The sequence below is a fragment of the Allobosea sp. LjRoot90 genome (genome assembly GCF_964254315.1).
Taxonomy (GTDB): Bacteria; Pseudomonadota; Alphaproteobacteria; order Rhizobiales; family Beijerinckiaceae; genus Allobosea.
The window spans coordinates 130,478-152,927 of the sequence record NZ_CAXUTF020000001.1; the positions used below are offsets into that span (position 1 = coordinate 130,478).

The 22,450-nt window shown below is 66.4% G+C and carries 23 protein-coding genes and 1 pseudogene; 12 read left to right on the forward strand and 12 right to left on the reverse strand.

What is annotated here, in order from left to right; translation table 11 throughout:
- Positions 1-6 precede the first annotated feature (6 nt).
- The 7 genes from ACSQ3M_RS00615 to ACSQ3M_RS00645 all read left to right on the forward strand — a co-directional run bounded on the left by ACSQ3M_RS00615 (position 7) and on the right by ACSQ3M_RS00645 (position 6,037).
- Positions 7-1,206 (forward strand): vWA domain-containing protein, encoded by a 1,200-nt coding sequence (locus ACSQ3M_RS00615; RefSeq protein ID WP_436149265.1) that lies wholly within the window; start codon positions 7-9, stop codon positions 1,204-1,206.
- Between the two features lie 69 nt (positions 1,207-1,275).
- A complete protein-coding gene (locus ACSQ3M_RS00620; protein ID WP_436148153.1) occupies positions 1,276-1,689 on the forward strand; it encodes an Imm27 family immunity protein in 414 nt (137 codons plus the stop codon).
- Between the two features lie 411 nt (positions 1,690-2,100).
- Entirely contained in the window at positions 2,101-2,427 is a 327-nt protein-coding gene (locus tag ACSQ3M_RS00625; RefSeq protein WP_057188819.1) for an XdhC family protein, read from the forward strand.
- Positions 2,428-2,439: 12 nt separating this feature from the next.
- Complete coding sequence (locus tag ACSQ3M_RS00630; RefSeq protein ID WP_436148154.1) at positions 2,440-3,072, forward strand: LysE family translocator; 633 nt, start codon at positions 2,440-2,442, stop codon at positions 3,070-3,072.
- Positions 3,073-3,076: 4 nt separating this feature from the next.
- Positions 3,077-3,706 (forward strand): LysE family translocator, encoded by a 630-nt coding sequence (locus ACSQ3M_RS00635; protein ID WP_436148155.1) that lies wholly within the window; start codon positions 3,077-3,079, stop codon positions 3,704-3,706.
- Positions 3,707-3,714: 8 nt separating this feature from the next.
- Positions 3,715-4,407 (forward strand): XdhC family protein, encoded by a 693-nt coding sequence (locus tag ACSQ3M_RS00640; protein ID WP_436148156.1) that lies wholly within the window; start codon positions 3,715-3,717, stop codon positions 4,405-4,407.
- A gap of 13 nt (positions 4,408-4,420) precedes the next feature.
- The gene (locus tag ACSQ3M_RS00645) at positions 4,421-6,037 is read left to right on the forward strand and encodes an NTP transferase domain-containing protein (RefSeq protein ID WP_436148157.1); all 1,617 of its coding nucleotides are present in this window, start codon (positions 4,421-4,423) and stop codon (positions 6,035-6,037) included.
- Positions 6,038-6,040: 3 nt separating this feature from the next.
- Here the strand turns inward: ACSQ3M_RS00645 and ACSQ3M_RS00650 are convergent, their stop codons facing one another.
- Positions 6,041-7,645 carry a DUF2235 domain-containing protein gene (locus ACSQ3M_RS00650; protein WP_436148158.1) on the reverse strand — a complete coding sequence of 535 codons (1,605 nt, stop codon included), beginning with the start codon at positions 7,643-7,645 and terminating at the stop codon, positions 6,041-6,043.
- A gap of 24 nt (positions 7,646-7,669) precedes the next feature.
- Complete coding sequence (gene bcsS / locus ACSQ3M_RS00655; protein WP_436148159.1) at positions 7,670-8,314, reverse strand: cellulose biosynthesis protein BcsS; 645 nt, start codon at positions 8,312-8,314, stop codon at positions 7,670-7,672.
- A 251-nt stretch (positions 8,315-8,565) separates the two neighbouring features.
- On the opposite strand from bcsS, the gene ACSQ3M_RS00660 reads away from it, so the two are divergent.
- Together ACSQ3M_RS00660 and ACSQ3M_RS00665 are read left to right on the forward strand one after the other, a co-directional pair.
- Positions 8,566-8,835, forward strand: coding sequence for an usg protein (locus ACSQ3M_RS00660; protein WP_436094270.1), 270 nt, complete (start codon positions 8,566-8,568; stop codon positions 8,833-8,835).
- An 81-nt stretch (positions 8,836-8,916) separates the two neighbouring features.
- Positions 8,917-9,513, forward strand: a complete 597-nt coding sequence (locus tag ACSQ3M_RS00665; RefSeq protein ID WP_436148160.1) for an exopolysaccharide biosynthesis protein — start codon at positions 8,917-8,919, stop codon at positions 9,511-9,513.
- 60 nt (positions 9,514-9,573) lie between these two features.
- Here the strand turns inward: ACSQ3M_RS00665 and ACSQ3M_RS00670 are convergent, their stop codons facing one another.
- From ACSQ3M_RS00670 to ACSQ3M_RS00695, 6 genes are all read right to left on the reverse strand, one after another.
- Complete coding sequence (locus ACSQ3M_RS00670) at positions 9,574-11,760, reverse strand: putative bifunctional diguanylate cyclase/phosphodiesterase (protein ID WP_436148161.1); 2,187 nt, start codon at positions 11,758-11,760, stop codon at positions 9,574-9,576.
- A gap of 143 nt (positions 11,761-11,903) precedes the next feature.
- On the reverse strand, positions 11,904-12,653 hold the full coding sequence (locus ACSQ3M_RS00675; RefSeq protein ID WP_436148162.1) for a peptidase: 750 nt from the start codon (positions 12,651-12,653) through the stop codon (positions 11,904-11,906).
- 79 nt (positions 12,654-12,732) lie between these two features.
- Complete coding sequence (locus ACSQ3M_RS00680; protein WP_436148163.1) at positions 12,733-13,560, reverse strand: transglutaminase family protein; 828 nt, start codon at positions 13,558-13,560, stop codon at positions 12,733-12,735.
- Between the two features lie 39 nt (positions 13,561-13,599).
- The gene (locus ACSQ3M_RS00685; RefSeq protein ID WP_436148164.1) at positions 13,600-14,541 is read right to left on the reverse strand and encodes an alpha-E domain-containing protein; all 942 of its coding nucleotides are present in this window, start codon (positions 14,539-14,541) and stop codon (positions 13,600-13,602) included.
- 85 nt (positions 14,542-14,626) lie between these two features.
- Entirely contained in the window at positions 14,627-16,042 is a 1,416-nt protein-coding gene (locus tag ACSQ3M_RS00690; RefSeq protein WP_436148165.1) for a circularly permuted type 2 ATP-grasp protein, read from the reverse strand.
- Positions 16,043-16,148: 106 nt separating this feature from the next.
- The gene (locus ACSQ3M_RS00695) at positions 16,149-16,769 is read right to left on the reverse strand and encodes a TetR/AcrR family transcriptional regulator (protein WP_436148166.1); all 621 of its coding nucleotides are present in this window, start codon (positions 16,767-16,769) and stop codon (positions 16,149-16,151) included.
- Between the two features lie 124 nt (positions 16,770-16,893).
- Here ACSQ3M_RS00695 and ACSQ3M_RS00700 point away from each other — a divergent pair, with 124 nt between their 5' ends.
- Both ACSQ3M_RS00700 and ACSQ3M_RS00705 read left to right on the forward strand, forming a co-directional pair.
- On the forward strand, positions 16,894-17,910 hold the full coding sequence (locus ACSQ3M_RS00700) for an NAD(P)-dependent oxidoreductase (protein ID WP_436148167.1): 1,017 nt from the start codon (positions 16,894-16,896) through the stop codon (positions 17,908-17,910).
- Positions 17,903-18,910, forward strand: coding sequence for a saccharopine dehydrogenase NADP-binding domain-containing protein (locus ACSQ3M_RS00705; protein ID WP_436148168.1), 1,008 nt, complete (start codon positions 17,903-17,905; stop codon positions 18,908-18,910). The genes ACSQ3M_RS00700 and ACSQ3M_RS00705 overlap by 8 nt, the downstream gene beginning before the upstream one ends.
- Before the next feature lie 76 nt (positions 18,911-18,986).
- Here ACSQ3M_RS00705 and ACSQ3M_RS00710 read toward each other — a convergent pair whose 3' ends face one another.
- Positions 18,987-19,955 carry a tripartite tricarboxylate transporter substrate-binding protein gene (locus tag ACSQ3M_RS00710; protein WP_436148169.1) on the reverse strand — a complete coding sequence of 323 codons (969 nt, stop codon included), beginning with the start codon at positions 19,953-19,955 and terminating at the stop codon, positions 18,987-18,989.
- On the reverse strand, positions 19,952-20,815 hold the full coding sequence (locus ACSQ3M_RS00715) for a PhzF family phenazine biosynthesis protein (protein WP_436148170.1): 864 nt from the start codon (positions 20,813-20,815) through the stop codon (positions 19,952-19,954). The genes ACSQ3M_RS00710 and ACSQ3M_RS00715 overlap by 4 nt, the downstream gene beginning before the upstream one ends.
- A gap of 126 nt (positions 20,816-20,941) precedes the next feature.
- On the opposite strand from ACSQ3M_RS00715, the gene ACSQ3M_RS00720 reads away from it, so the two are divergent.
- Positions 20,942-21,805: a helix-turn-helix domain-containing protein gene (locus ACSQ3M_RS00720; RefSeq protein WP_436148171.1), complete on the forward strand. Its 864-nt coding sequence runs from the start codon at positions 20,942-20,944 to the stop codon at positions 21,803-21,805.
- On the opposite strand, the pseudogene ACSQ3M_RS00725 reads toward ACSQ3M_RS00720, so the two are convergent.
- Both ACSQ3M_RS00725 and ACSQ3M_RS00730 read right to left on the reverse strand, forming a co-directional pair.
- Positions 21,783-21,950: pseudogene (locus tag ACSQ3M_RS00725) on the reverse strand (JAB domain-containing protein); the annotation flags it as partial. The gene ACSQ3M_RS00720 and the pseudogene ACSQ3M_RS00725 sit on opposite strands and share 23 nt — an antisense overlap.
- 240 nt (positions 21,951-22,190) lie before the next feature.
- Positions 22,191-22,409 (reverse strand): helix-turn-helix transcriptional regulator, encoded by a 219-nt coding sequence (locus ACSQ3M_RS00730; RefSeq protein ID WP_436148172.1) that lies wholly within the window; start codon positions 22,407-22,409, stop codon positions 22,191-22,193.
- Positions 22,410-22,450 lie beyond the last annotated feature (41 nt).

Consider the following 22,450-nt stretch of genomic DNA (forward strand, 5'->3'; position numbering starts at 1 on the left):
GGAGAGATGAGCGGCAAGCTCGCCGAGAATGTCGCTTACTTTGCCCGCGCCTTGCGGGGCGCCGGCCTGCGCGTCGGGCCGGGCGCGGTGGTCGAGGCGGTCGAGGCGCTGGCTGATGGCGCGCTCGGCGGCCGCGACGACGTCTACTGGGCGTTGCATGCGATCTTCGTGAAGAAGCACGAGGATTCAGCGGTCTACGACCAGGCCTTCCGGCTGTTCTGGCGCCGGCGCGGGCTGATCGAGAAGCTGATGGCGCAGATGTCGCCGGTGACCCCGCGGGTCGACAACGAGCCGCAGAAACCGGAGGCGGGAGCCTTACGCGTCGCCGAGGCCTTCACCCCGCCGCCACGCGAGGAGGAACCGCCGGTCGAGCTGACGGAGCTCACGGCGCGCCTCACCGTCTCCGAGCGCGAGACGCTGAAATCCCGCGACTTCGCCCAGATGAGCGCGGCCGAGATCGCCAAGGCGCGCCAGCTCATCGGAGAGCTGAAGTTGCCTGATGATGCCGTGCCGACGCGCCGCTTTCAGGCGGCGCATGCGGGCGCACGGATCGATCCGCGCCGCACCTTCCGCCGTTCGCTCCGCAGTGGCGGCGCCTCGATCGATCTCGCCTTCCGCGAGCGGGCCGAGGTCCATCCGCCGCTGGTCGCGCTCGTCGACATCTCCGGCTCGATGGCGGAGTATTCGCGCATCTTCCTGCATTTCCTGCACGCCATCACCGAGCAGCGCCGGCGCGTGCATTCCTTCGTCTTCGGCACGCGCCTGACCAATGTCACGCGCAGCTTACGCGCCCGCGATCCCGACGAGGCGCTGGCGCTCGCCGGCAAGGCGGCGCCCGACTGGGAGGGCGGCACGCGCATCGCCTCGGCACTGCACGCTTTCAACCGGGTCTGGTCGCGCCGGGTCCTGGCGGGCGGGGCGGTGGTGCTGCTCTTTACCGACGGGCTGGAGCGGCATCTCGGCCCCGATCTCTCCTTCGAGATGGACCGCCTGCACCGCTCCTGCCGGCAGCTGACCTGGCTCAACCCGCTGCTGCGCTATGACGCCTTCGAGGCCCGCGCCAGCGGCATCCGGACGATGCTGCCGCATGTCGATCAGTTCCGGCCGATCCACAACCTTGCGGCGATGGCGGATCTCTGCGCCGCGTTGCGCGCCGATGCGAGGCAGGCGAGTGATCCGCGCCAGTGGTTGAAGCGGGCTGGTTAGGTTGTCGTGGCAGAGGAGCATGGGCATTCGCCCCTTTGCTGACTCAGGCGACCGCTTCTAGGATCGCGAATGCTCGATCTGCCGCATCATGAAACAGAACTTCGAGGCGAATGGACGCTCTCAGAAGGTCGTGTGATCGCAGACCACACTTGTCGCCGCATCGAAGCGCTAACGCGGTTGGTTCTAAAGCGTGTGGCGGCGCATCCGTCAGATGGCGGCTGGACGATACTCTTCAGAGACCCAAGAGACGGGCGCTTGTGGGAGCGAACTTACCCAAAGTCCGAGCTTCATGGGGGAGGACCGCCGTTGCTTCGTCAGATTAGTCTTGCTGAGGCTATGGAAGCATATGGAACCGCCTCCTTGGAGGGCCATGTCGATGTAACGTCCGACGTGGCTTTGGCCCCTTGGAAGAAAAAAAGCCGGACATCATTGCCGATGTGCGGCTCTATCAAACGGAAATGGGTGGCAGGAAGGAGCCCTTGATTCGTGAGTATGGGTGTCCGTGCTTCGCTTCAATGGACACGCAGGAGGGCGGTTGGGACGCCCGGTTTCAACTTGATTGCCAGCCGTTTCTGCCAGGAACCGAGCGGCGCATTGGGGTTGTGTTTTTGACGATCAAGGGAGCTGCCGCGATCAGGCAAGCAGGTCGATTTTACTTATGGGAGGGGCGCTTCATCGGTGAAGCCAAGGTCCTATCGTAGGTTAGTTCCGATGGAAGAGAACGATGCCGTCCATGGCTCTGAGCGATAGCGAAGCCGGCCGTGCGGGTCGAGAATTCATACGCTCCGCCATGCTCTGGATGCTCACAATTTGCGGCGGCCATGCTTAAGTAGACGGGGCTTTTGGACGACGCCTGCGTATGATGCGCGCCGCCTGCACCGGGAACCGGCGATCATGATCAGCACCGACACCGACATCCTCGCCACCGCCGAGGCCTGGGCGAAAGCCGGGCGCGGGGTCGCGCTCGCCACCGTGGTCGAGACCTGGGGCTCGGCCCCACGCCCGGTCGGCTCGCATCTCGTCATCGACGGCGAGGGCAATTTCCTCGGCTCGGTCTCCGGCGGCTGCGTCGAGGGCGCGGTCGTGGCCGAAGCCGGCGACGTCATCGCCGACGGCAAACCGCGGACGCTGGAATTCGGCGTCGCCGACGAGACAGCCTGGCAGGTCGGACTTTCCTGCGGCGGCCGGATCAAGGTCTATGTCGAGCCGGTTCGGGCTTAAGGAAACGCAAGCATGGCCTCCTGGGAAACCCTTCTCGCCTTCGCGACGCTGACGCTGCTCGTCGCCTATTTCCCCGGCCCGGCGCTGCTCTACACGGCGGCACAGACCATCGCCCACGGCAAAAAGGCCGGGCTGATGGCGATGCTCGGCATCCATCTTGGCTGCTATGTCCACGTCTTCGCCGCGGCCTTCGGCCTGTCGGCGGTGTTCAAGCATGTGCCCGAGCTCTATTTCGCCGTGAAAATCGTCGGCGCGCTCTATCTGGTCTGGCTCGGCATCGGGATGATCCGCTCAAGGCTGGGCGGAGGCGAGCTGGAAGCCGTGGCACCGGCCAAGACAATCAGGCGCGCCCTGATCGATTCCTTCATCGTCGAAGTGCTGAACCCGAAGGTAGCGCTGTTCTTCATCGCGCTGATGCCGCAGTTCGTCGATCCCGCCGCGTCGCTGCCGGTCTGGGCGCAGTTCCTGATCCTCGGCACGATCGTCAACTTCGCCTTCTCCTCGGCCGACCTCGTCACCGTCTTCGGCGCGAGCCTGGTGATGAAGACGATGAAGGCGAGCCGCGCCGGCTTCGCACTCGGGCGCTGGCTCGGCGGCTCGCTGATGATCGGGCTCGGCCTCAAGCTCGCGACAGACAAGGGCTGATCCGATGGCGTCGATCGAAGTTCTCTTTGCGCTCGTGCTGGCGACGCTCGTCTTCGCCTATATTCCGGGCCCCGCGGTGCTTTACATTGCTGCCCAAACCATGTCGCGCGGGCGCAAGGCCGGTTTCATGGCGGTGCTCGGCGTGCATCTCGCGGACTATGTCCATGTGCTCGCCGCCGCGTTCGGCCTGTCGGCGATCTTCAGGCATGTGCCCGAGCTCTATCTGGCGATGAAGCTCGTCGGCGCTGCCTATCTGATCTGGCTCGGCATCAGCTTCTTCCGTCGCGTTGCGCCAGCCCAGGCCGCGGCCGATGTCGCGCCGCGCTCGCCAATGCGCGCCCTCGTCGACAGCCTTGCGGTCGAGTTGCTCAATCCGAAGACGACGATCTTCTTCGTGTCTTTCCTGCCGCAATTCGTCGATCCGTCGGCGAGCCTGCCGCTCTGGGCGCAGTTCCTGATCCTCGGCGTCGTGGTCAACCTGCTCTTCACCTCCTCCTCGATCCTGACGGTGCTGACCGCCTCCTACATGCAGGCGAAAGTCGCCGCGAACGGCGTGGCGCAGCGTGTGATCCGGGCGATCGGCGGCACGATCCTGATCGGGCTCGGCGCCCGCATCGCACTCGATCGGAACTGAATCAGCCGATGGATATTTCGCTTCTCTCCGTCCTCAACGCCGAGCGCGCCGCCCGGCGCGCAACCGTGCTGGTGACCGAACTCGGTTCGGGCGAGCAGCGGCTGGTCAAGGAGGTCGATCTTGCCGGCGATCCGCTGGTGGAGGCGCTCGACAAGCAGCTGCGCAGCGGCAAAAGCGGCACTGTCGAAATCGAGGGCAAGGCCTATTTCCTGACCGTGCAGGCGCCGCCGCTGCGCCTCGTCGTCACCGGCGCCGTCCATATCTCGCAGGCGCTGGCGCCGATGGCGAAGCTGCTCGATCTCGACATCGCTGTCATCGATCCGCGGACTGCCTTCGCCACGCAAGAGCGCTTCCCGGAGGTGACTCTATTGGCGGAGTGGCCGGAGGAGGCGCTGCAGCGTCTGCCGTTCGATCGCTACACCGCCTTCGTCGCGTTGACGCACGACCCCAAGATCGACGATCCGGCGCTGATCGCGGCGCTGCGCTCGAGCTGCTTCTATATCGGCGCGCTCGGCAGCCGGAAGACGCATGGCAAGCGGCTGGAGCGGCTCGCCGCGGCCGGTTTCGGCGAGGCCGATGTGAAGCGCATTCACGCGCCGATCGGGCTCGATATCGGCGCGGTCTCACCGGCCGAGATCGCGCTCGCCATCCTCGGCGAGATCGTTCAGGCGCTGCGCGGCCCGCGGCGCAAGCCCGCTTGAGAGATTGCGTCTGATGAAGTTCGGCCCCGTCCCCATCGCCGAAGCTGCCGGCGCCGTCGCCGCCCACACCGTGCGCGCCGGCGACGTGATCGTGCGCAAGGGCGCGACGATCGGCGAGGAGGACGTACGCAGGTTTGCCGCGGCCGGATTGACCGAGATCGTCGCCGTGCAGTTCGAGGCGGGCGACATCGACGAGAACACGGCGGCCGAGCAGTTGGCGCGAGCGCTGGCAGGCCGGGCGGTGGTGACCGAGGCGCCGTTCACGGGCCGGGTCAACCTGTTCGCCGCGGCGCCGGGTATTCTGCGGATCGATACGGCCGTGATCGATGCGTTGAACGCGGTCGACGAAGCCATCACCGTGGCGACCCTGCCGGCGCTGAAGCCGGTGGTCGCTGGCGAGATGGTCGGCACGGTCAAGATCATTCCTTATGCTGTGCCGGAAAAGCGGGTCGCCGAGGCGCTGGAGCGGCTCGGTGCCGACAGGCCGATCGCGATCGCCGAGTACAGGCTGAAATCGGTCGCGGTCGTCTCGACCTTGCTGCCTGGCCTGAAGACCAGCGTGGTCGACAAGACCTTGCGCACCATGGCCGAGCGGCTCGAACCGGCCGGCGCCGCGATCGAACGCGACCGGCGCGTGCCGCATGAAAGCCCGCCGCTGGCAGAGGCGATCCGCGAGGCCGTGGCCGGTCCAGCCGAGCTCGTCGTCGTCTTCGGCGCTTCGGCCATCACCGACCGACGCGATGTCGTGCCGCAAGCGCTGACCCTCGCCGGCGGCACGGTCGAGCATCTCGGCATGCCGGTCGACCCCGGCAACCTGCTGATGCTGGGCAGGCTGGGCGGCAAGCCGGTGATCGGCGCGCCGGGTTGCGCCCGCTCGCCCAAGGAGAATGGCTTCGACTGGGTGCTGCAGCGCAGCCTTGCCGGCGTGCCTGTCAGCCGCGGCGACATCCAGAAGATGGGTGTCGGTGGGCTGCTGATGGAGATCGTCTCGCGGCCGCAGCCGCGCGCGCCCGGGCGGGGCGAGGCCGCGCCCGTCGCCGGCATCGTGCTGGCAGCCGGGCGCTCGACCCGCATGGGACCCGGCAACAAGCTGCTGCAGGAGGTTCGCGGCAAGCCGCTGGTGCGCCATGCCGTCGAAGCGCAAATCGCCTCGCGCGCCGCGCCCGTGATCGTCGTCACTGGCCACCAGCAGGATGAGGTCCGCGCCGCGCTCGCCGGGCTCGATGTCATCGTCGTGCACAACCCGGCCTTCGCCGAGGGCCTGTCGGGCTCGCTCAAAACCGGGCTTGCGGCGCTGCCGAAGGACGTTCCCGGCGTCGTCGTCTCGCTCGGCGACATGCCGAACGTCACCGCCGGCGTGATCGACCGGCTGGCGCAGGCCTTCGCTGATCGCCCGGATGCGCTCGCAGTCGCGCCGACCCTGCTCGGTCAGCGTGGCAATCCGGTGTTGTTGTCGCGTGCGATCTTCCCCGAGGTCGCCAAGCTCAGCGGCGATCAGGGCGCACGCCGCCTGCTCGACGCGGCCGGCGATGCGGTCGAGGAGATCGCGCTCGACGATCCCGCCATCGCGCTCGACATCGACACGCCCGAGGCGCTGAGGGCGCTGACGGGGCAGGGCCCGCGGAGCTGAGCTTCAGGCTGCGGTCAGGAAGCCGGGGCGCCACAGCCGCAGCAACTGCCCGAGCACGGTGACGCAGTCCTCGGCGATCTCGGGATCAAGTTCCTGGACGCGAAGCAACTCGGGATTATCCGGGTCCGGCAGATGCCGGACGATGCGAACCTCATGGATGTCCCGGTCGGCCGCGGCCTTCCGGCGCATATCGGCCGCCAGGCGCTTCATCCCGTCGAGCGCATCCTGCTGTGGACCGGAAAGCTCGTCGCCGTTGCGGACATAGGTCATCAGGATGTTGGGCAACACGGCGATCAGGTTCGGCGGCGCGTAGTCGATGGATTTGGCCCTGGCGGAGGTCGTCTCGGCGATCTGCACGCTCTGGCCAAGCCGCGCCAGCGCGCTCCAGTGGACCATCTCGCCGATCGGGTCCTGGAAGGGCTGGAACTCGTTGACCGCGAAGCGGCGGCGGATCGCGGCGCGGTCGCCGCGCGGCCAGGTCTGGCCGATCAGCCGCAGCAGCGGCCACGGATAGAGCAGGCGATACAAGGTCGTCCGCGACTCGTTCTGCGGCGCGGGGGTGTCGTCAGGGGCGCCCGGCTCGATTGGCCCGAGCTGACGAGGCGATGATTCGGAGACTCGGGGAGCCGCCACGCGGGCAGGCTTGCGCCTGGACGCCGATGGCGTCGAGCGCTGGGACCTGCCGTAGAAATGGACGTGCGGCTCGGTTTCGGTACCAGGGCCGTGCGTCAGCCGCTCGACCATCCAGTTCAGCGCGGTGTCGCCGAGGCGGTGGTCGGAATAGCCCCCGCCGATGTCACTGTGAACGCCGGGAAACCAGACCTGCTCGACCCGCTTGAACTCCTCATGGCGCGGGCGCTGCCAGATCGAGGCCTGGAAGGGCTCGCGCTTCTCGTCAATGGCGAGCGCATGGAAGGCGTAGTCGACGATGCGGCTGACCTCGGTATCGTGGAACTGCAGGAAGAAGCGATTGACCACGCGCGCCCAAGTCGAGGGAATGCCGAGCGAGCCGACGGTGTCGAAGACGCCCATGGCGCGGATGCGGACGTTCTCGTGCACCAGCCTGTCGCGGCTGGCGGCGCTGCCGGGGAAGCGCTGCTTCGGCGGGATGCGGTAATAGGCCCAGGCGGCATTCTCATTGGCTTCGGAGCAATGCTCGCGCTTGAGCAGGCCGGAGGCGGCGATATAGCCGACCAGGCTGCGTGCCGTGTAGGCGCCGCGGGAGAAGCCGAAGACGCAGATTTCATCGCCGGGGTGATAGGCGGCGCTGAGATAGCGATAGGCCTGACGGACATTGGTCGAGAGGCCGGCGCCGAGCGCCCCGCCGATGAAGCGGTCGAGCCTGGAGAGGCCGGTGCCGACGCCGGAATCGTAGTAGATCGATTGTAGGCACAGTATCTTTTCGGGCACGCCGTTCTTGGCGTCGACCTTGACCTTCGGCATGGCGAGGTTGCGCAGGCGCACGATATGGGTCTGCTCGCCCTCGCGGTCGTCGCTGTTCCAGGTACCGTCCAGGAAGAGCAGATGGCGGCGCAAGGGCGGCTCGTTGGTGGCGACCGGCGAGGCCGGTGCGATCGATGGCTGCTGCGATGGCGCGTTGTCCTGCATGGCTGCCTTCCCAGATCCCTTGCGTCAACGCTTCCAGTGAAGCCCCAGGGTGACATAGGCGCCAGACTTCTCGTCTCGCGTTTTCTGGAATCCAGCGGCGAGGCGCCAGTCCAGCCTGAAGAATCGCAGGCCAGTCAGATGCAGGCCGAGGCGCACCTTATGATAGTCGCGCTCACGATAAGCCTCCAGCTCAGGGCCGAGATAGAGATCGCCGATCAGCCGCCAGCCCGGAGCCATGCGGCCCCAATAGCGGCCGCCATCGGTCAGGACCGCATAGGCATTCGCCTGCAGAATCCAGTTTTCGGCCGGCTTCGACCAGAAATCGGCCTGCAGGCGCAGCGCCCGGCGGTGTTCGAAGCTGAGATATCGGCGCGTCTCGCGATAGGCAGCCTCGACCGCGGGCCCTGCCGACAGGGCGAGAAAGCTATCGCCGATGCGCCATTCATAGCCCAGCAGGGCGTGGAACTCAGTCCTATAGAGGCGGCCTCCAGTCGGCTTGCGATAGGCAGGCTCGACGCTCACTCCCCACTTCAATCCGAGACGGAAGCCACTGGCGTCGAGCCCGCCAAAGGCGCCGAATGCCCGTTTGAGTCCTATGGAGCCATAGGTCTTGCCCGCACCGCCTTCGAGCGAGCCGAAGATCACCAGCGAGAGCGGGGGGCGTTCCATGAGCGCAGGGTCGGCTCTCGGTGTCGATGGCGCAAGCGCGAGCGCCGCGCCGATGCCGCGCGCGACCATGCCCGATCGGCTCGCGATCCCCCACGCCACGCATACGCCCCTTCCGTCCTGATCGTCGGACGGCACCCATGCACGTCATGAGTGTGGCAGGTGGCGGAATTCCTGCAAGCATTTGTTAACCATCGCAGCTCAGCCTGAGGGCAGCCGGCTCATCGTTCTCTCGCCAAAGGAGCGCATCGGTCATGGTCTCGCAGGATTTCATTCGCCAGCTGGCGGGCTACGGGTTGACGACCGCCAACATCCTCTACCGCATGCCGGATCATCCCGATTTCCTGCAGACTTATGTCTGGCAGGAATACGACCTGGCACCGCGCTTTCCGGAACTGCACAAGTTCCTCGATTTCTGGCGGCGCGAGCTCGACGGGCCGCTGCACTCGATCACAGTGGCGCATGCGAGGCTGATCCGCCCGGCCGAGATCGTGAACGTGAACGGCGTGCTGACGTTGCACTGACGGCCATGCGCCGCGGCGGGGTTGTTGGGCCGGCGCCGGGCATGCTAGGCCGCAGGCCCTGCTCATCGCCCGGCGAGCCTATTGTCTTCCCCCTTGCGCACCTCCGGACTCCTGATCACGCTCGCCCATCTGCCAGGGCCGCGTACCGCCGTGGGCGATATCGTCGCGGCGCTGCGTGATCGCGCCTACGCTTTGCTGGTGGTGCTGCTCGGCTTGCCGAATTGCCTGCCGATGCCGCCGCCGATTCCGCTGCTCTGCGGCCTGGTCCTCGCCTTCGTCGCCGCGCAGATGCTGATGGCCCGCGCCACGCCCTGGCTGCCGCAGAGACTGCTCAACCGTAGCATCGCCCAGGCGGATCTCGCGCGCGCCGTCCAGCGGGCGCTGCCGCCATTGATCCGGCTCGAGCGCTTCTCGAAGCCGCGGCTGACCATGCTCGGCGGCCCGTTTGCACTGCCCGTGCTTGGCGCGGTGCTGCTGATCCTGGCGCTCGGGTTGATCGTGGCGGCGCCGTTCATCGGCCAGATTCCGCTAGGGCTCGCGGTTTGCCTGGTCGGGCTCGGCCTGGTCGAACGCGATGGCGTCCTGATCATTGTCGGTGCGGTGGTCGGCGCGATCGGCCTCGCTCTGTCGGCGGGCTTCGCCTATGCGCTGGTGAGCTGGCTGGCGAGCTTCTTCTAGAGACCGTTTTACCGATCAGATTGATTCAACCTGATCGGATCCGGCTCTGAGTACTGCCGTTCAGGCGGCGAGCGCCTGCTCGAACGGCCGGTCGAGCGCCAGCAGCCGGTCGATCTCTTCGGGCAGCACGCCCTTCGAGAACAGGAAGCCCTGCAGTTCGTGGCAGCCGATCGCCTGCAGGAAGCGGTGCTGCTCGGCCGTCTCGACGCCTTCCGCGCAGACGCGCAGGCCGAGCGCCCGGCCGAGATGGACAACCGAATGGACGAGGATGGCAGATTCGCCCGTCGCTTCCATGTATTCAAGGAAAGACCGGTCGATCTTGATCTTGTCGAACGCAAAACGGCGCAGATAGATCAGGCTCGAATAGCCGGTGCCAAAATCGTCCAGCGCCAGGCTGACGCCGTGGGCGCGAAGATCCATCATCGCAGCTTCCGCCGCGTCGGCATCCTCGACCACGACGCCCTCCGTCAGTTCGAGCTCGAGCCGGTCGGGGTCGAAGCCGGTTTCCTCGAGGATGCGGATCACGCTGGCGACGAAATCCTTGTGGCGGAACTGGATCGGCGAGACGTTGACCGCAAGCTTGATGCCCGGCCATTGCCGAGCCTGCTCGCAGGCCCGGCGCAGCACCCATTCGCTGAGCGGGACGATCAGTCCGCGTTCCTCGGCGATGCCGATGAATTCGGACGGCGGTATCAGCCCATGTTCGGGATGCGGCCAGCGCACCAGCGCCTCGACACCGATGATGGTCGCGCCATCGATCGAGACCTGCGGCTGATAGTGCAGCAGCAACTCGTCACGGGCGATTGCATTGCGCAAATCCTCCTCGACCGTCCGCTTGAGCTGGAGCGCCCGGTTCATCTGCGGCTCGAAGAAAGAATAGCGGTTCCGGCCTTCGTTCTTCGCCTGGTAGAGCGCGGTGTCGGCGAGACGGAGCAGTACGCTACGGTTGGTACCGTCCTGCGGCGCATGGGCGATGCCGATCGAGCAGCCGATGGTGACGGCAACGCCGCCGATCTCGAACGGCTCAGTCAGCGCATCGAGAATGCGCTGGCCGAGCGTAGCGCTGGCGTTCGGCGCGGCCATATGTGTCTGGATGATGCCGAACTCGTCGCCGCCGAGGCGGGCCACCGTGTCGCCAACGCGCAGGATCGTGGTCAGACGCCTGGCGACCTCGCGGATGAGTTCGTCGCCGGCATTGTGGCCATAGGTATCGTTCACCGCCTTGAAGCGATCGAGGTCGAGCATCAGCACGGCGATCGCGCTTTTGGTCCGGCCGAGCTGGGCGAGTTCCTGATCGAGCCTGAGATCGAAGGTCCGGCGATTGGGCAGACCGGAGAGCTCGTCCTGGCCGGCGAGTCGCTGGATCTGGATCTCGCGTGAGGCGATCTGCTGGGCGGCACTGCGCAGACGATGCAGGACATAAGCGAACAGGGCGACGAAGAGAGCGGTGACCGCGCCCAGTGCCCAGGCAAACTGGCTGATCATCGCATCCCCGGGGCGCTCCGGCGTCCAGCTCAGCCAGGCGCGCACCGAACCGTCGGGGGAGGGGATGTCGCGCCGCTGCAACGGATCGGCCGGCCGCTCGGTCACGATCTCCAGCCGGGGCACACGGTAGCGGAAGCCGAGCTCATCGAGCTGGGCCTGGACGACCTTGCGATAGCCGACGATGAAGGCGGCGGCCTCGGAGCCCGGCTCTTCGGCGGCGGCCCCGGGCGAGCGCAGATCGGCCGAGATGATGCCGACCGTGCCGGCTCCGTCATAGGTCAGCGTGGCCCTGACCGGACCATTGCCGATGCCATGCAATTGCGTCGGCGCGTCGCCGCCGGGCAGGTCGGGCCTGAGTCGGAGTAATGCCCCGTAATCAGCTTGGGTACCGGTCTGGCGCCGCTCTACTCCGGCAAGAACGCGTCCCGAAGCCGTCACCAGGTAGGTTCCGTCGAAATCGAGAAAGCGATTGGCCAGTTGGGCGAAGGCCCATTGCAGCGTGGCGTTGGGCAGGACGCTGTTGAGGACAGGCGCCAGCACGCCGGCGGCCTGAAGATTCTCGAAGCGCAGGCGGCGCAGATGGACCTGGGTTGCGAGCGCCGCCTCGACACGCTCGCGCTGCCGGACCATCTCGAGCTGGTTGGCGTTGCTCACCATCGCGAACATCACGCCCAGAACCGCTGCCAGCACGAGCGCGAAGGCACAGGCCAGCGTCGCCAGCGTGCGGGTCAGCATGCGCGCCGACGATTCGGTGTCCGTCATCTTAACGAGAGTCGGCAAAGGCCCTGACCTGTGGCGGCACGCTAGCAGCGAACCTTGACAGGGGAATCTTGCTATCCGGTTTCCGGCGACACCGAGAAATCAGCAAAGTTGCATTTCTTTTCGTCTGCACCGGCCCGTTGGTGTTACTCGCCGGCAGGCTCATAGGGCGGACGCGGGATCGCCATGTGGGCGGCGCGCAAAGCGGCCGACCAGCGCTCACGCAGATCGTGAAAGTAGGGTTCGCCGGCTTCGATCCTGCGGTTGAGCTCGGGCGCAGCCGCGTCGCGCCGCAGCACGATCAGGTCGATCGGCAGGCCGACGCCGAGATTCGAGCGCATGGTCGAGTCCATCGAGATCAGCCCGACCTTGAGCGCGTCGTAGAGATGGCTCTTGAAGGTGACGGCGCGATCGAGGATCGGCTTGCCGTATTTGTGCTCGCCGATCTGCAGGAACGGCGCGTCGATGCCGCATTCGATGAAATTGCCGGCCGAGTAGATCATGAAGAGCCGCATCGGCTGGCCCTGGATCTGCCCGCCGAACAGAAACGACATGTCGAACTTGACGCCGGCGTCGCGCAACGCCTCGCCATCGCTCTCGCGCACGAGACGGACCGCGCGGCCGACGAGCTGGGCGGCACGGAACATCGAGGACACGTTCTGCAAGGTCTCCGGTTCACCAGTCTCGGGGTGGGGGACGCCCTCGTGCAGCAGGCTGACGACCGACTGGGTGACGGAGAGGTTGCCGGCGGTGGCGAGCGCCATCGTCCGCTCACCCGGCCAGGAGAAGACGTGCAGCTTGCGGAAGGTCGAGATGTCGTCGAGCCCGGCATTGGTGCGGGTGTCGGCGATCATCACGAGCCCGTCCTGGACGAGAATGCCGGCGCAATAGGTCAAGATCGATCTCCGCGGCGCGCCGACATGGCACGTGAGGCTGGTATCAGCGGGTCGTGACAGCGGCAATGCGATGCCGCCGTTATTGTCCCTGGAAGCGCGGTTTCGCCGCCTGGGCACTGACCTCGACCAGGAGGCTCTCGCCGTGGCCGCCGGTGCGGGCGCCGCGGACAGGGGCGGCATCGGCATAGTCGAGCCCTGTCGCGACGCGCACATGCGTATCGATCGGACAAAGCCCATTGGCACTGTCGAAGCCGATCCAGCCATAATCGGCCAGATAAACCTCGGCCCAGGCATGGGCGCCGTCGGCGTGAGGCAGGGTGTCAGACGCGGCAACGTAGCCGGAGACATAGCGCGCGGGGACACCCAGCAGGCGGGCGCAAGTCATGAAGACGTGGGCGACGTCCTGCGGGATGCCTTCGCCGGCCTCTGCGCAGGCAGCGGCGCCGATGCCGAGATGGTCGGCCGTCGGCACGCAGCGGATCTCGGTGTGGATCGTCTCCAGCAGCGCGTGCAGCTTGCTCAGGTCGCTGCCGTCCTGGCCAGCGGCCTTGTCGGCGAGCGCCCGCAATGGCTCGTTCGCCTGCGTCAGCCGGGTGTCGCGCATGAAGACGTCGGGCGGCGCCTTCTCGGTCACGCCCCGGACGACGCCGGCGAGATCGATGGTCTCGACCAGCCCGTTGATCTCGATCGTATAGCTCTCGATCGGTCCCTCGGCGGTGAAGTCATGAACGATGTTGCCGAACGGGTCCTGCCCGGCGTGCAGCCGCCCGTCGATGCTCGGCGCCACGCGCCACGACATGACGTGCTGGCCGTCATGGTCGCGCGGCGTCAGCCGCAGCACCTGCCGAAGCTGGCGCACCGGCTCGGCATAAGCGTAGGCGATGCTGTGGGAAATCCGGATCCGCATGCGGCAAGCAATCCAAATTGGGGAGCGGAAGGGAAGTCCTTATTGCAGATATTGTTCGACGATGACGTGTCCGAGGCGGTTATTCTCGGTGATGAAGTCCTCGATGAACTCGTGCAGCCCGCGCTGGAGCACCGCCTCGATCGGCGTATTGGCGAGGTTGGTCAACGTCTTGCGGGCCTGGCGCTGGGCCGGTCCGTGCCGGTTATAGGCGTCGCCGATCTGGTCGAGGAAGCGCGAGATGTTCTCGTAGCAGCTGGCCAGCGAGCGCGGCATGCGCCGGTTGAGGATCAGGAGGTCGGCGATCAGCACCGGCTTCACGGCCTGGCGATAGACCCAGTGATAGGCGGTCAGCGCCGAGACCTCGCGCAGCATCGTGGTCCACTGGAAATAGTCGAGCGAGCCGCCGACCTTCTCGGTCTCCGGCAGCAGGACATGGTATTTCACGTCGAGGATACGGGCGGTGTTGTCGGCCCGCTCGACATTCACGCCGAGCCGCGAGAACCAGTAGCCGTCATCGCGCAGCATGGTGCGGTAGGCCGAGCCGTCGAAGGTCAGCGAGACATTCTTCACCCAGTCGAGGAATCGCGCGAATTCCTCGCGGTCCATGCGCTTGCGCTCGAAGCGCTGAAGTTCGAGCCAGGCGCCGTTGAGCGCGTCCCACATCTCCGATGTCAGCGCGGTGCGGACCGCGCGGGCGTTCGAGCGGGCAAGGGCGAAGCAGTTGCGGATCGAGGTGGGATTGTCGGGATTGAAGCTGAGGAAGTCGCAGACATTGCGCTCGTTCGCCTCGCCATAGGCCTTGGCGAAGGTGTCCTCGCAGCCGGCGGTGGCGACGGCGCTCTGCCACTCGGTGCCGGCGCCGCCATAGGCGGAGGGCAGGTTGGTCAGGCGGGTCGTGGCGTCGAGGATGCGGGCGAGGTATTCGGCCCGCTCGACATAGCGCGAGACCCAGTAGAGGCTGTCGGCGGTACGGGAAAGCATGATCAGGTCCGGTCTCTTGGCGTGATGCGGTTCGCGCGGGTGCTCGGACTGCGCACGGGGCTGGATCGAAGGCGCTCCCGCTCGCTCATGCATCGAGCACCCAGGTGTCCTTGGTTCCCCCGCCCTGGCTGGAGTTGACCACGAGCGAGCCCTCCTTGAGCGCGACGCGGGTCAGCCCGCCCGGCACGCAGGAGATGCCGTTGGCGCCGGAGAGCACGTAGGGCCTGAGATCGACATGGCGCGGCGCCACGCCCGAGGCGACGAAGGTCGGACAGGTCGAGAGCGCCAGCGTCGGCTGGGCGATGAAGCCCTCGGGCTGCGCCTTGAGTTTCTTGCGGAAGGTCTCGATCTGCTGCTTGCTGGCATGCGGGCCGACCAGCATGCCGTAGCCGCCTGAGCCGTTGACCTCCTTGACGACGAGCTTGTCGAGATTGTCGAGCACATAGGCGTTGGCCTCGCGCTCGCGGCAGCGATAGGTCGGCACGTTCTTCAGGATCGGCTCCTCGCCGGTGAAGAACTTCACGATCTCCGGCATGTAGCTGTAGACCGCCTTGTCGTCGGAGACGCCGGTGCCGACCGCGTTGGCCAGCGTGACGTTGCCGGCCTTGTAGGCGCCGATGATGCCGGGCACGCCGAGCACGGAATCGCTGCGGAACACCAGCGGGTCGATGAAATCGTCGTCGATGCGTCGGTAGATCACGTCGACGCGCTTCGGCCCCTGCGTCGTGCGCATGTAGACGACGTCGTCCTTGACCAGCAGGTCCGAACCCTCGACCAGCTCGACGCCGAGCTTGTCGGCGAGGAACGAGTGCTCGTAGAAGGCCGAATTGTACTGGCCGGGCGTCAGCAGGCAGATCGTCGGATCGGAGGAGGCGGTGCGCGGCGCGACCGAGCGCAGCGTCGCCAGCAACTGGTCGGGATAGTTGTCGACCGGCGCGACCCGATGCGTGGCGAAGAGCTCCGGGAAGAGCCGCAGCATCACCTCGCGGTTCTCCATCATGTAGGAGACGCCGGAGGGCGTGCGGGCATTGTCCTCGAGCACGTAGAAGGTGTCGGCGTCGACGCGAACGATGTCGATGCCGGCGATATGGCAGTAGATGCCGTGCGGCACCTGAAAATCGACCATCTGCATCTGGTAGCAGGCGTTGCGGTAGACCAGGTCCGCCGGGATGATGCCGGCCTTGAGGCACTCCTTCGGACCGTAGACATCGGCCAGGAACATGTTGAGCGCGGTGACGCGCTGGCGCAGGCCGGCTTCCAGCTTGGTCCATTCCGGTTTGGTCAGCACCCGCGGAATGATGTCGAAGGGGATCAGGCGCTCGGTCGATTCCTCGTCGCCATAGACGGCGAAGGTGATGCCGATGCGGCGGAAGAACAGCTCGGCCTGGCTGCGCCGCAGCGCCAGCATCTCGGGCGGCGCCTCCTTCAGCCAGCGGTCGAGCTCGGCATACGCCGAACGCAATCCGCCTTCTCCACCCGTCATCTCATCGAATGCGACCATGCAGGCGTCTTCCCCTATTTCAGGTAGCCTATGCGCATTCGCTCGCCTTCGGAAAGAGGTCTGTTGCCAAGCACTTTGGCTAGGCTTGCCTGTTTCTTGGGCAGGGTCAGCTCACCGCCGTCGAGATCGGGGCGCGGATCGTCGCCGTGACCAGCGTCGCCAGCGTCGCCGCGGCCCGCCCTTCGTCGATATGGCCGCGCAATAATTCGAGCGAGATCGCCTCGGCCGCGCCGAGGATGGCGGTGCAGCGCAGGCTCAGCTCGTCCGCCGGCAGCTGGGCCGCGTGCGGAGCGAAGGCATCGCGCCAGATCCCGACATAGCGTGACACGAGCTCGCGCTGCACGATTTCCATCGCCTCGCTGCCCTTTAGCGCAGCCGAGAGCGCGTACCACTCGGTCCCGACTTCCAGGGCGCAGCTCATATAGGCCGCGGCGATCGTCGCGGCGATGGCGCCCAGCTGTCCGTCCGTCGCCCGCAGCGTGTCGACGAGCAGGGCGGTCTGCTTGTCGTCGATGCGCCGGAAGAGCTCGATCATCAGCGCCTCCCGCGTGCCGAAATGATCATAGGCGACCGGCTTGGTGACGCCGGCCCGCTCGGCGACGCGCGCCAGCGTCAGGGCCTCGGTGCCTTCCTCGCGCACCATAACCTGGGCGCAGTCGAGCAGCTGCTCGCGGCGCTCCTGCTTCGGCAGTTTGCGGGCTGACGCGACGGCGAAAGTCGGTGGCATGGCGATTCAAGTTCTCCGGCGAAGGCCGCTTGACAAAAGGGAAAACGAATTCCTACTTAAAGTAACTTACTATTAGTAGGAATGCCAGTCCTTCAGTGGCCGACCTCGGCTAGGAGACTATCAGATGCCCAGCATACAACATCCCGTCCTCATCATCGGCGGCTCCGGCGTCGTCGGCGTACAGGCTGCTGCAGCGATCCGCCGCCTGCATCCCAGCCTGCCGGTGACGATCGCCGGTCGCGACCTCGGCAAGGCGCAGGCAGTCGCCGAGAGGCTCGGCGTCGAGGCGCTTGCCGCGGACCTCTCCAGGCCCGATCTCGGGTTGCCCAGCGATGCGCTGTTCAGCGCCGTCATCGTCTTCGTCAAGGACGACTGGAGCCACGCGCTGCGCTTCGCCCAGCGCCACGGCATCCCGCATCTCAGCGTCTCCAGCGGGGCCTTCGAGATCGGCATCGAGGCCGCGCGCTTCATCCATGCGCCGCAGGCGGCGCCGGTCGTGCTCACCAGCCAATGGCTCGCCGGCGCGGCGCTGTTCCCGACGCTGGAATACGCCAAGGCGTTCCGCTCGATCGAGACGCTCCATGTCGGCGTACTGCTCGACGAGCAGGACATGGGCGGGCAGGCGGCGCTGACCGATTACGAGCGCATCACCCAGTCGGGCTCCGCGACCTTGACGCTGAAGGATGGCCGCTTCGTCTGGATCGCGGGCGAGGAGGCCACGGCGCGCTATCGCAGTGTCGATGGCGTCGAGCTCCCGGCGACGGCCTATGGCCCGCTTGACGTGCTCAGCCTCGCCACCGCGACCGACGCGAAGAATATCCGCTTCGACCTTGCCTTCGACGTTTCGGCCAGCCGCCGGGCCGGCGAGCCGTTCTCGACTGAGAGTGTGATCGCGATCGAGGGCGTGCTGCAGTCGGGTGAGCGGGGCACGCGGCGCTACGAGGTGGTGCACCCGCGGGGCCAGGCGCCGCTGACGGCGCTTGGCGTCGCGCTCGCGACCGAACGCGCGCTCGGGCTCGCCGGAGGTGAGGCACTGAAGGCCGGCCTCTACTTTCCCGATGGGATCATCGACCCGGCCTATTACGTCGGCCGGATGAAGGAGTTCGGCGCGACCTTTACGGAGGTCAAGGCCAATGGCTAACCCCGCTTTCGGTCCCGTCCTGATCCTGGGCGGCTATGGCAGCGTCGGTTCGCGTACCGCCCGCGCCTTGCGCCAGCTCCATCCCAAGCTGCCACTGGTGATCGCCGGCCGCGATGCCGCCAAGGCGCAGGCGCTGGTCGCCGAGCTCGGCCATGCCAGCACTGCACCACTCGATCTTGAGCGCGATGATCTCGGCCTGCTGGTCGAGCTTAAACCAGCGGTCGTGCTGATGGCGGTGCGCGATCTTTCGCTGCGCACGCAGGGCTGGGCCGCGGCGCAAGGTGCGGCCTATGTCGCGCTGTCGGATGGCGTGTTCGAGGTCGGTCCGGCAATCGCGGGCTTCATCCGCCAACCCAAGGCGGCGCCGGTCGTCCTGCTCGGCCACAGCATGGGTTCTGTACCGGCGCTTGCCGCGCTGCATGCCACCGGTGATTTCGAGCGCGTCGATGCGATCGAGGTCGGGCTTGTCTTCGATCCGGCCGATCCGCTCGGACTCGCTTCGCAACAGGACATGGACCGCATCGGTGCGATCGGCCCGGCGCCACTGGTCAAGTCGGAGGGGCTGTGGCGTTGGATCGGAGCGCCGCAAACCGAGCGCAGTTACACCGGCGTCGATGGCCGCACGCATCAGGGTGCGACCGTCGGTCTGGTCGATGTCTTCAGCCTGTCGGCGAGCGAGGCGGGAAGCGTGCGCGTCGATTTCGCCGAGGGGCAGACGGCGAGCACCTTGCGTGGCGAGAAGCCCTCGCATGAGGTGATCATCGAGATCACGGGGCAGCGCCGCGACGGCCGCGAGGGCCGTTTCCGCTGGGAACTGGTCGATCCTGACGGCTATGCCGCGCTCAGCGCCAAGGGCATCGCCGTGGTGATCGAGGGGCTGTTCGGCCTCGCCGGCAAGGCGCGCCCGACGGGCGGGCTGCATCTGCCGGAGACACTGGTCGAGACCGGCCATCTGATGCGGAGGCTGGGCGAGTTCGGCCTCGCGATGCGGGAGGTGTGAGGCGACATCGTCATGGTCGGGCTTGTCCCGACCACCTACGCCTTCGTTTACTGACCGCGCGGTGTTCGGCAGCCGCCTAGTTCGGTGCAATCCCGGCGCTGCGCAGGATCGGCTGCCACTTCGCCATCTCACTGGCGACGAAAGTATCCGTCGCCTCAGGCGTCGAGTTCTTGGCGACTGCGATGCCGAGTTCCTCGAAGCGCCGTGTCAGAGCCGGGTCGGCTAAGGCGGCGTTCGTGATCCGGTTCATCGCGGCGATGATCTCGGGCGCAGTGCCGGCGGGCGCAAGCACCGCATTCCACGTGTAAGCCTCGTAGCCCGGCAGGGTTTCGGCCACGGTCGGCAGCTCTGGCAAGGCCGGGAGCCGCTCTTTCGTGGTCACCGCAAGCGCGCGCAAGGCGCCGCCTTTGACTTGCGTCAGCGCTGTCGCGGCACTGTCGATCACGAGGTCGAGCTGGCCACCGATCAGATCGGTAACGGCCGGCCCGCTGCCGCGATAGGGAACATGGACGAGGTTGATCTTCGCCAGCTTCGCGAGCAGCTCGGCGGCCAGATGCTGGGCCGAGCCGATGCCGGCAGAGCCATAGGTCAGGCCGCCCGACTTGGCCCGCGCTGCCGCCAGCAGATCGGCGAGCGAATTTCCGGCAAAGCTGTTCCTGACCAGCACGATCTGCGGGACGGTTCCCATCAGAGCAACGCCACGGAAGTCCCTGACCGGATCGAAGGTCAGGTTGGCGTACAGCACCGTGTTCACGGCATGGGCGACGGTCGCGATCAGGAAGGTATGGCCGTCCTTCATGGCCGCTGCTCGCGCGGTGCCGACAACGGTGCCCGCTCCGGTGACGTTCTCGACGACGACGTGCTGAGGCAGGCGTTGGGAGAGCGTCTCGGCGAGGATTCGAGCCGCGACATCAGTCGGGCCGCCGGCCGCGTATGGCACGATGAAGCGGATCGGCCTTGCAGGCCAGGGCGCAGCATTCTGTTGCGCGAAGCTTTGTCCAGCTGCCATGGTGGCGACGCCGGTGAGGAACAGGCGGCGGTTCATAGCGGCGTCTCCCCAATGAGCTCGGCATGACCGGACAGCCAGCATCGGTCGCCGTCGCATTCCACCGTGATCTGTGATGGCCGTCCCATGGCCTCGCCTTGCTGGATAACGACGCGGTGCGTCGAAGTCAGGCCGAGGTCCCAGGCGCTCCAGGCCAGCGCCGCGGCGGCGATGCCGGTCGCCGCGTCCTCCGGATAGCCGGAAGAACGCGGGAATTGCCGGGCCGAAAAGGCGCCTGTGTCCGGATCGACCGGTGCGAACGGATAAAGGCCGGTTGAGCCAATCGCATCGCACAGGGCTTCGATCCGGGCGAAATCGGGCCGAAGGCCGTTGAGTGTCTCGATCGAGCGCAGCGGGACGAGCGTCTTGACGCGGCTGGTCGCGGCGTTGACCACCGGATAGTCCAAGAGGTCGGATGGGCGCAGGCCGAGGACGTCGAGCACGGCGGCGGGGTCGTCGACGTCAGTGGATCGCCCTCTGGACTGGCTCACGCTCGCCTGTCCGTCATCGATACGGGCCTGAACCGGCCCTGACAGCGTCGCGATCGAAACGGTTCGCTGGGGCAGTTCGCCCAGGTGGTCGAGCAGCCAGATCGTGCCGAGCGTGGCATGGCCGCACATTTCCATTTCGTGGTTCGGCACGAAGAAGCGCAGCTGGTAGTCACAGCCGTCACGCCCGGGCATGACAAAGGCGCTCTCATGGCCATGGCGGGCGGCGACCGCGCGCATCGCTTCGCCATCGAGCTGCTGGGCGTCGACGACGATGGGCGCGGGGTTGCCACCGCCGGGCCCATTGCTGAACACGTTGACCATGAAGACGTGTTCGGCATAGCGCCGGGTGGGGATGGGCTCGGATGTCATGACCGGAGCTTGCCGGTTCGAGCTGCGCCCCGCGCAACCCGCCGGGCCATATGATGCGACCCAATGGGCCATCGTCGCCTTGGTCGTCCCAGCGCGTTCCTCTGTTTGTGCTAGTCTTCAGGCCGCATGCTTCGATCGTTCGAGCACATCCGGCATTCGGCGCCGCCGCCGCGTCTTCTCGATGCGAGCGAGCACCGTGCCGTCGTGACCGGCGGAGGCCTGCACTATCGCACGCAGTGGCATTGGCACGACTGCGCGATGATCCTGATGCCCGCCCGCGGCACCATCGCCTTCCGAGATGAAACGCGCCGGTCGGTTACCTGGCTCAGCGAGGATCGCTTCGTCGTCGTCCCGAAAATGCAGGCGCACGAGTCGCAGGCGGTCCGCCACGCGAGCAATCATGTGGCGCTCTATCTGACCGAAGCGGCGCTCGCGCAGTTTGCGCCGTCGCGTCCTCTCGAGCGCCGCATCAAGAAGCCATCGCTGTTTGCAGCGACGCCGCTGATGCGGACGCTGCTTCGCTTATGCTGCGCCGACGATACCGACGCCGTGCCGAGGGCTGCGCAGGACCATCTGGCGGCGGCTCTGCTCATTGCGACCCTGACCCGCATCGAGCAGGACGAGCCGCTCTCCAGCGCGAGCAGCCATGACCACGGCAGTGCCCTCGTCACCGAAATGCGCTCGGCCATAGGCGAGCGGCTGGACGAAGATGTCCCGCTCGACGAGCTCGCCGATGCTTTTGGCGTGTCGCGGCGGCAGGCGACGCGGCTGTTCCGGCAATGCACCGGCATGTCGATTGGCGACTACCGAAACCGGCAGCGCATCGAGACTGCCCATCGCCTGCTGACCGACTCGACGCTTCCGGTCGGCGAGATCGCATGGCGTACCGGTTTTGAATCGGGTTCGGCACTGGCACGGGCGATGCGCCGGACCTTGGGCCTGTCACCCGGTGCGGTTCGGGCCGCGTTCAGATCAGCCCCAGCCCCTTGAAGCTGGCATGGCCGTCGCGGCCGACGATGATGTGGTCGTGGATGGCGATGCCGAGCGGCTTGGCGATATCGACCAGCTCGCGGGTCATGCGCATGTCGGCGCCGGACGGTGTCGGATCCCCCGAGGGGTGGTTGTGGAGCAGTATGCTCAAAGATTAATTCTTGTTGTTTTTCAGCGCCTTGCTCCAGCATCAAGCTAATCTGGGGTCGTTAATTGGTATATGCAGCGTATGATTGCTCGTGATGAATACCTCGCGATCATGGCAGAGCCTCCGTGATACTTCATAGTCCCGCATGGTCACGGATTCCGCATCGTGAATCTTGTCATATCGCATTGCTCATGACGTGAACAGCCGGCCATGCTGATCGAGTTCGCCCTCGGGGGCTTACTCCGCCAATGACAAGGATCGGGAGGGTCTGCAAACTACGAGATTGGATTTGTCCCAACGATCGAGCTCGCTGACGTGATAGAGGACCGCCTTGCCGATTTTGATGAAGGACGGACCGATCCGCATCGCTCTCCAGTTCCGCAGCGTGCCTTCGCTGACCTGGCTACGGTAGCGGGCAACGACTTCTTCGAGCGTGAGGTAGGCAGGGGTCGACACGAGATCTCCTCAGGCCAAGCAATGATGTAGCAGCCAGTTGC

Excerpts from the sequence above, each read along its gene's own strand:
- ACSQ3M_RS00640 (WP_436148156.1), top strand. The coding sequence starts at position 3,715 with ATGGATATTTCGCTTCTCTCCGTCCTCAACGCCGAGCGCGCCGCCCGG.
- ACSQ3M_RS00635 (WP_436148155.1), top strand. The coding sequence starts at position 3,077 with ATGGCGTCGATCGAAGTTCTCTTTGCGCTCGTGCTGGCGACGCTCGTC.
- ACSQ3M_RS00700 (WP_436148167.1), top strand. The coding sequence starts at position 16,894 with ATGCCCAGCATACAACATCCCGTCCTCATCATCGGCGGCTCCGGCGTC.
- ACSQ3M_RS00710 (WP_436148169.1), bottom strand. The coding sequence starts at position 19,955 with ATGAACCGCCGCCTGTTCCTCACCGGCGTCGCCACCATGGCAGCTGGA.
- ACSQ3M_RS00660 (WP_436094270.1), top strand. The coding sequence starts at position 8,566 with ATGGTCTCGCAGGATTTCATTCGCCAGCTGGCGGGCTACGGGTTGACG.
- ACSQ3M_RS00690 (WP_436148165.1), bottom strand. The coding sequence starts at position 16,042 with ATGGTCGCATTCGATGAGATGACGGGTGGAGAAGGCGGATTGCGTTCG.
- bcsS (WP_436148159.1), bottom strand. The coding sequence starts at position 8,314 with ATGGAACGCCCCCCGCTCTCGCTGGTGATCTTCGGCTCGCTCGAAGGC.
- ACSQ3M_RS00685 (WP_436148164.1), bottom strand. The coding sequence starts at position 14,541 with ATGCTTTCCCGTACCGCCGACAGCCTCTACTGGGTCTCGCGCTATGTC.
- ACSQ3M_RS00715 (WP_436148170.1), bottom strand. The coding sequence starts at position 20,815 with ATGACATCCGAGCCCATCCCCACCCGGCGCTATGCCGAACACGTCTTC.
- ACSQ3M_RS00615 (WP_436149265.1), top strand. The coding sequence starts at position 7 with ATGAGCGGCAAGCTCGCCGAGAATGTCGCTTACTTTGCCCGCGCCTTG.
- ACSQ3M_RS00650 (WP_436148158.1), bottom strand. The coding sequence starts at position 7,645 with ATGCAGGACAACGCGCCATCGCAGCAGCCATCGATCGCACCGGCCTCG.
- ACSQ3M_RS00625 (WP_057188819.1), top strand. The coding sequence starts at position 2,101 with ATGATCAGCACCGACACCGACATCCTCGCCACCGCCGAGGCCTGGGCG.
- ACSQ3M_RS00645 (WP_436148157.1), top strand. The coding sequence starts at position 4,421 with ATGAAGTTCGGCCCCGTCCCCATCGCCGAAGCTGCCGGCGCCGTCGCC.
- ACSQ3M_RS00630 (WP_436148154.1), top strand. The coding sequence starts at position 2,440 with ATGGCCTCCTGGGAAACCCTTCTCGCCTTCGCGACGCTGACGCTGCTC.
- ACSQ3M_RS00695 (WP_436148166.1), bottom strand. The coding sequence starts at position 16,769 with ATGCCACCGACTTTCGCCGTCGCGTCAGCCCGCAAACTGCCGAAGCAG.
- ACSQ3M_RS00720 (WP_436148171.1), top strand. The coding sequence starts at position 20,942 with ATGCTTCGATCGTTCGAGCACATCCGGCATTCGGCGCCGCCGCCGCGT.
- ACSQ3M_RS00620 (WP_436148153.1), top strand. The coding sequence starts at position 1,276 with ATGCTCGATCTGCCGCATCATGAAACAGAACTTCGAGGCGAATGGACG.
- ACSQ3M_RS00670 (WP_436148161.1), bottom strand. The coding sequence starts at position 11,760 with ATGACGGACACCGAATCGTCGGCGCGCATGCTGACCCGCACGCTGGCG.
- ACSQ3M_RS00680 (WP_436148163.1), bottom strand. The coding sequence starts at position 13,560 with ATGCGGATCCGGATTTCCCACAGCATCGCCTACGCTTATGCCGAGCCG.
- ACSQ3M_RS00705 (WP_436148168.1), top strand. The coding sequence starts at position 17,903 with ATGGCTAACCCCGCTTTCGGTCCCGTCCTGATCCTGGGCGGCTATGGC.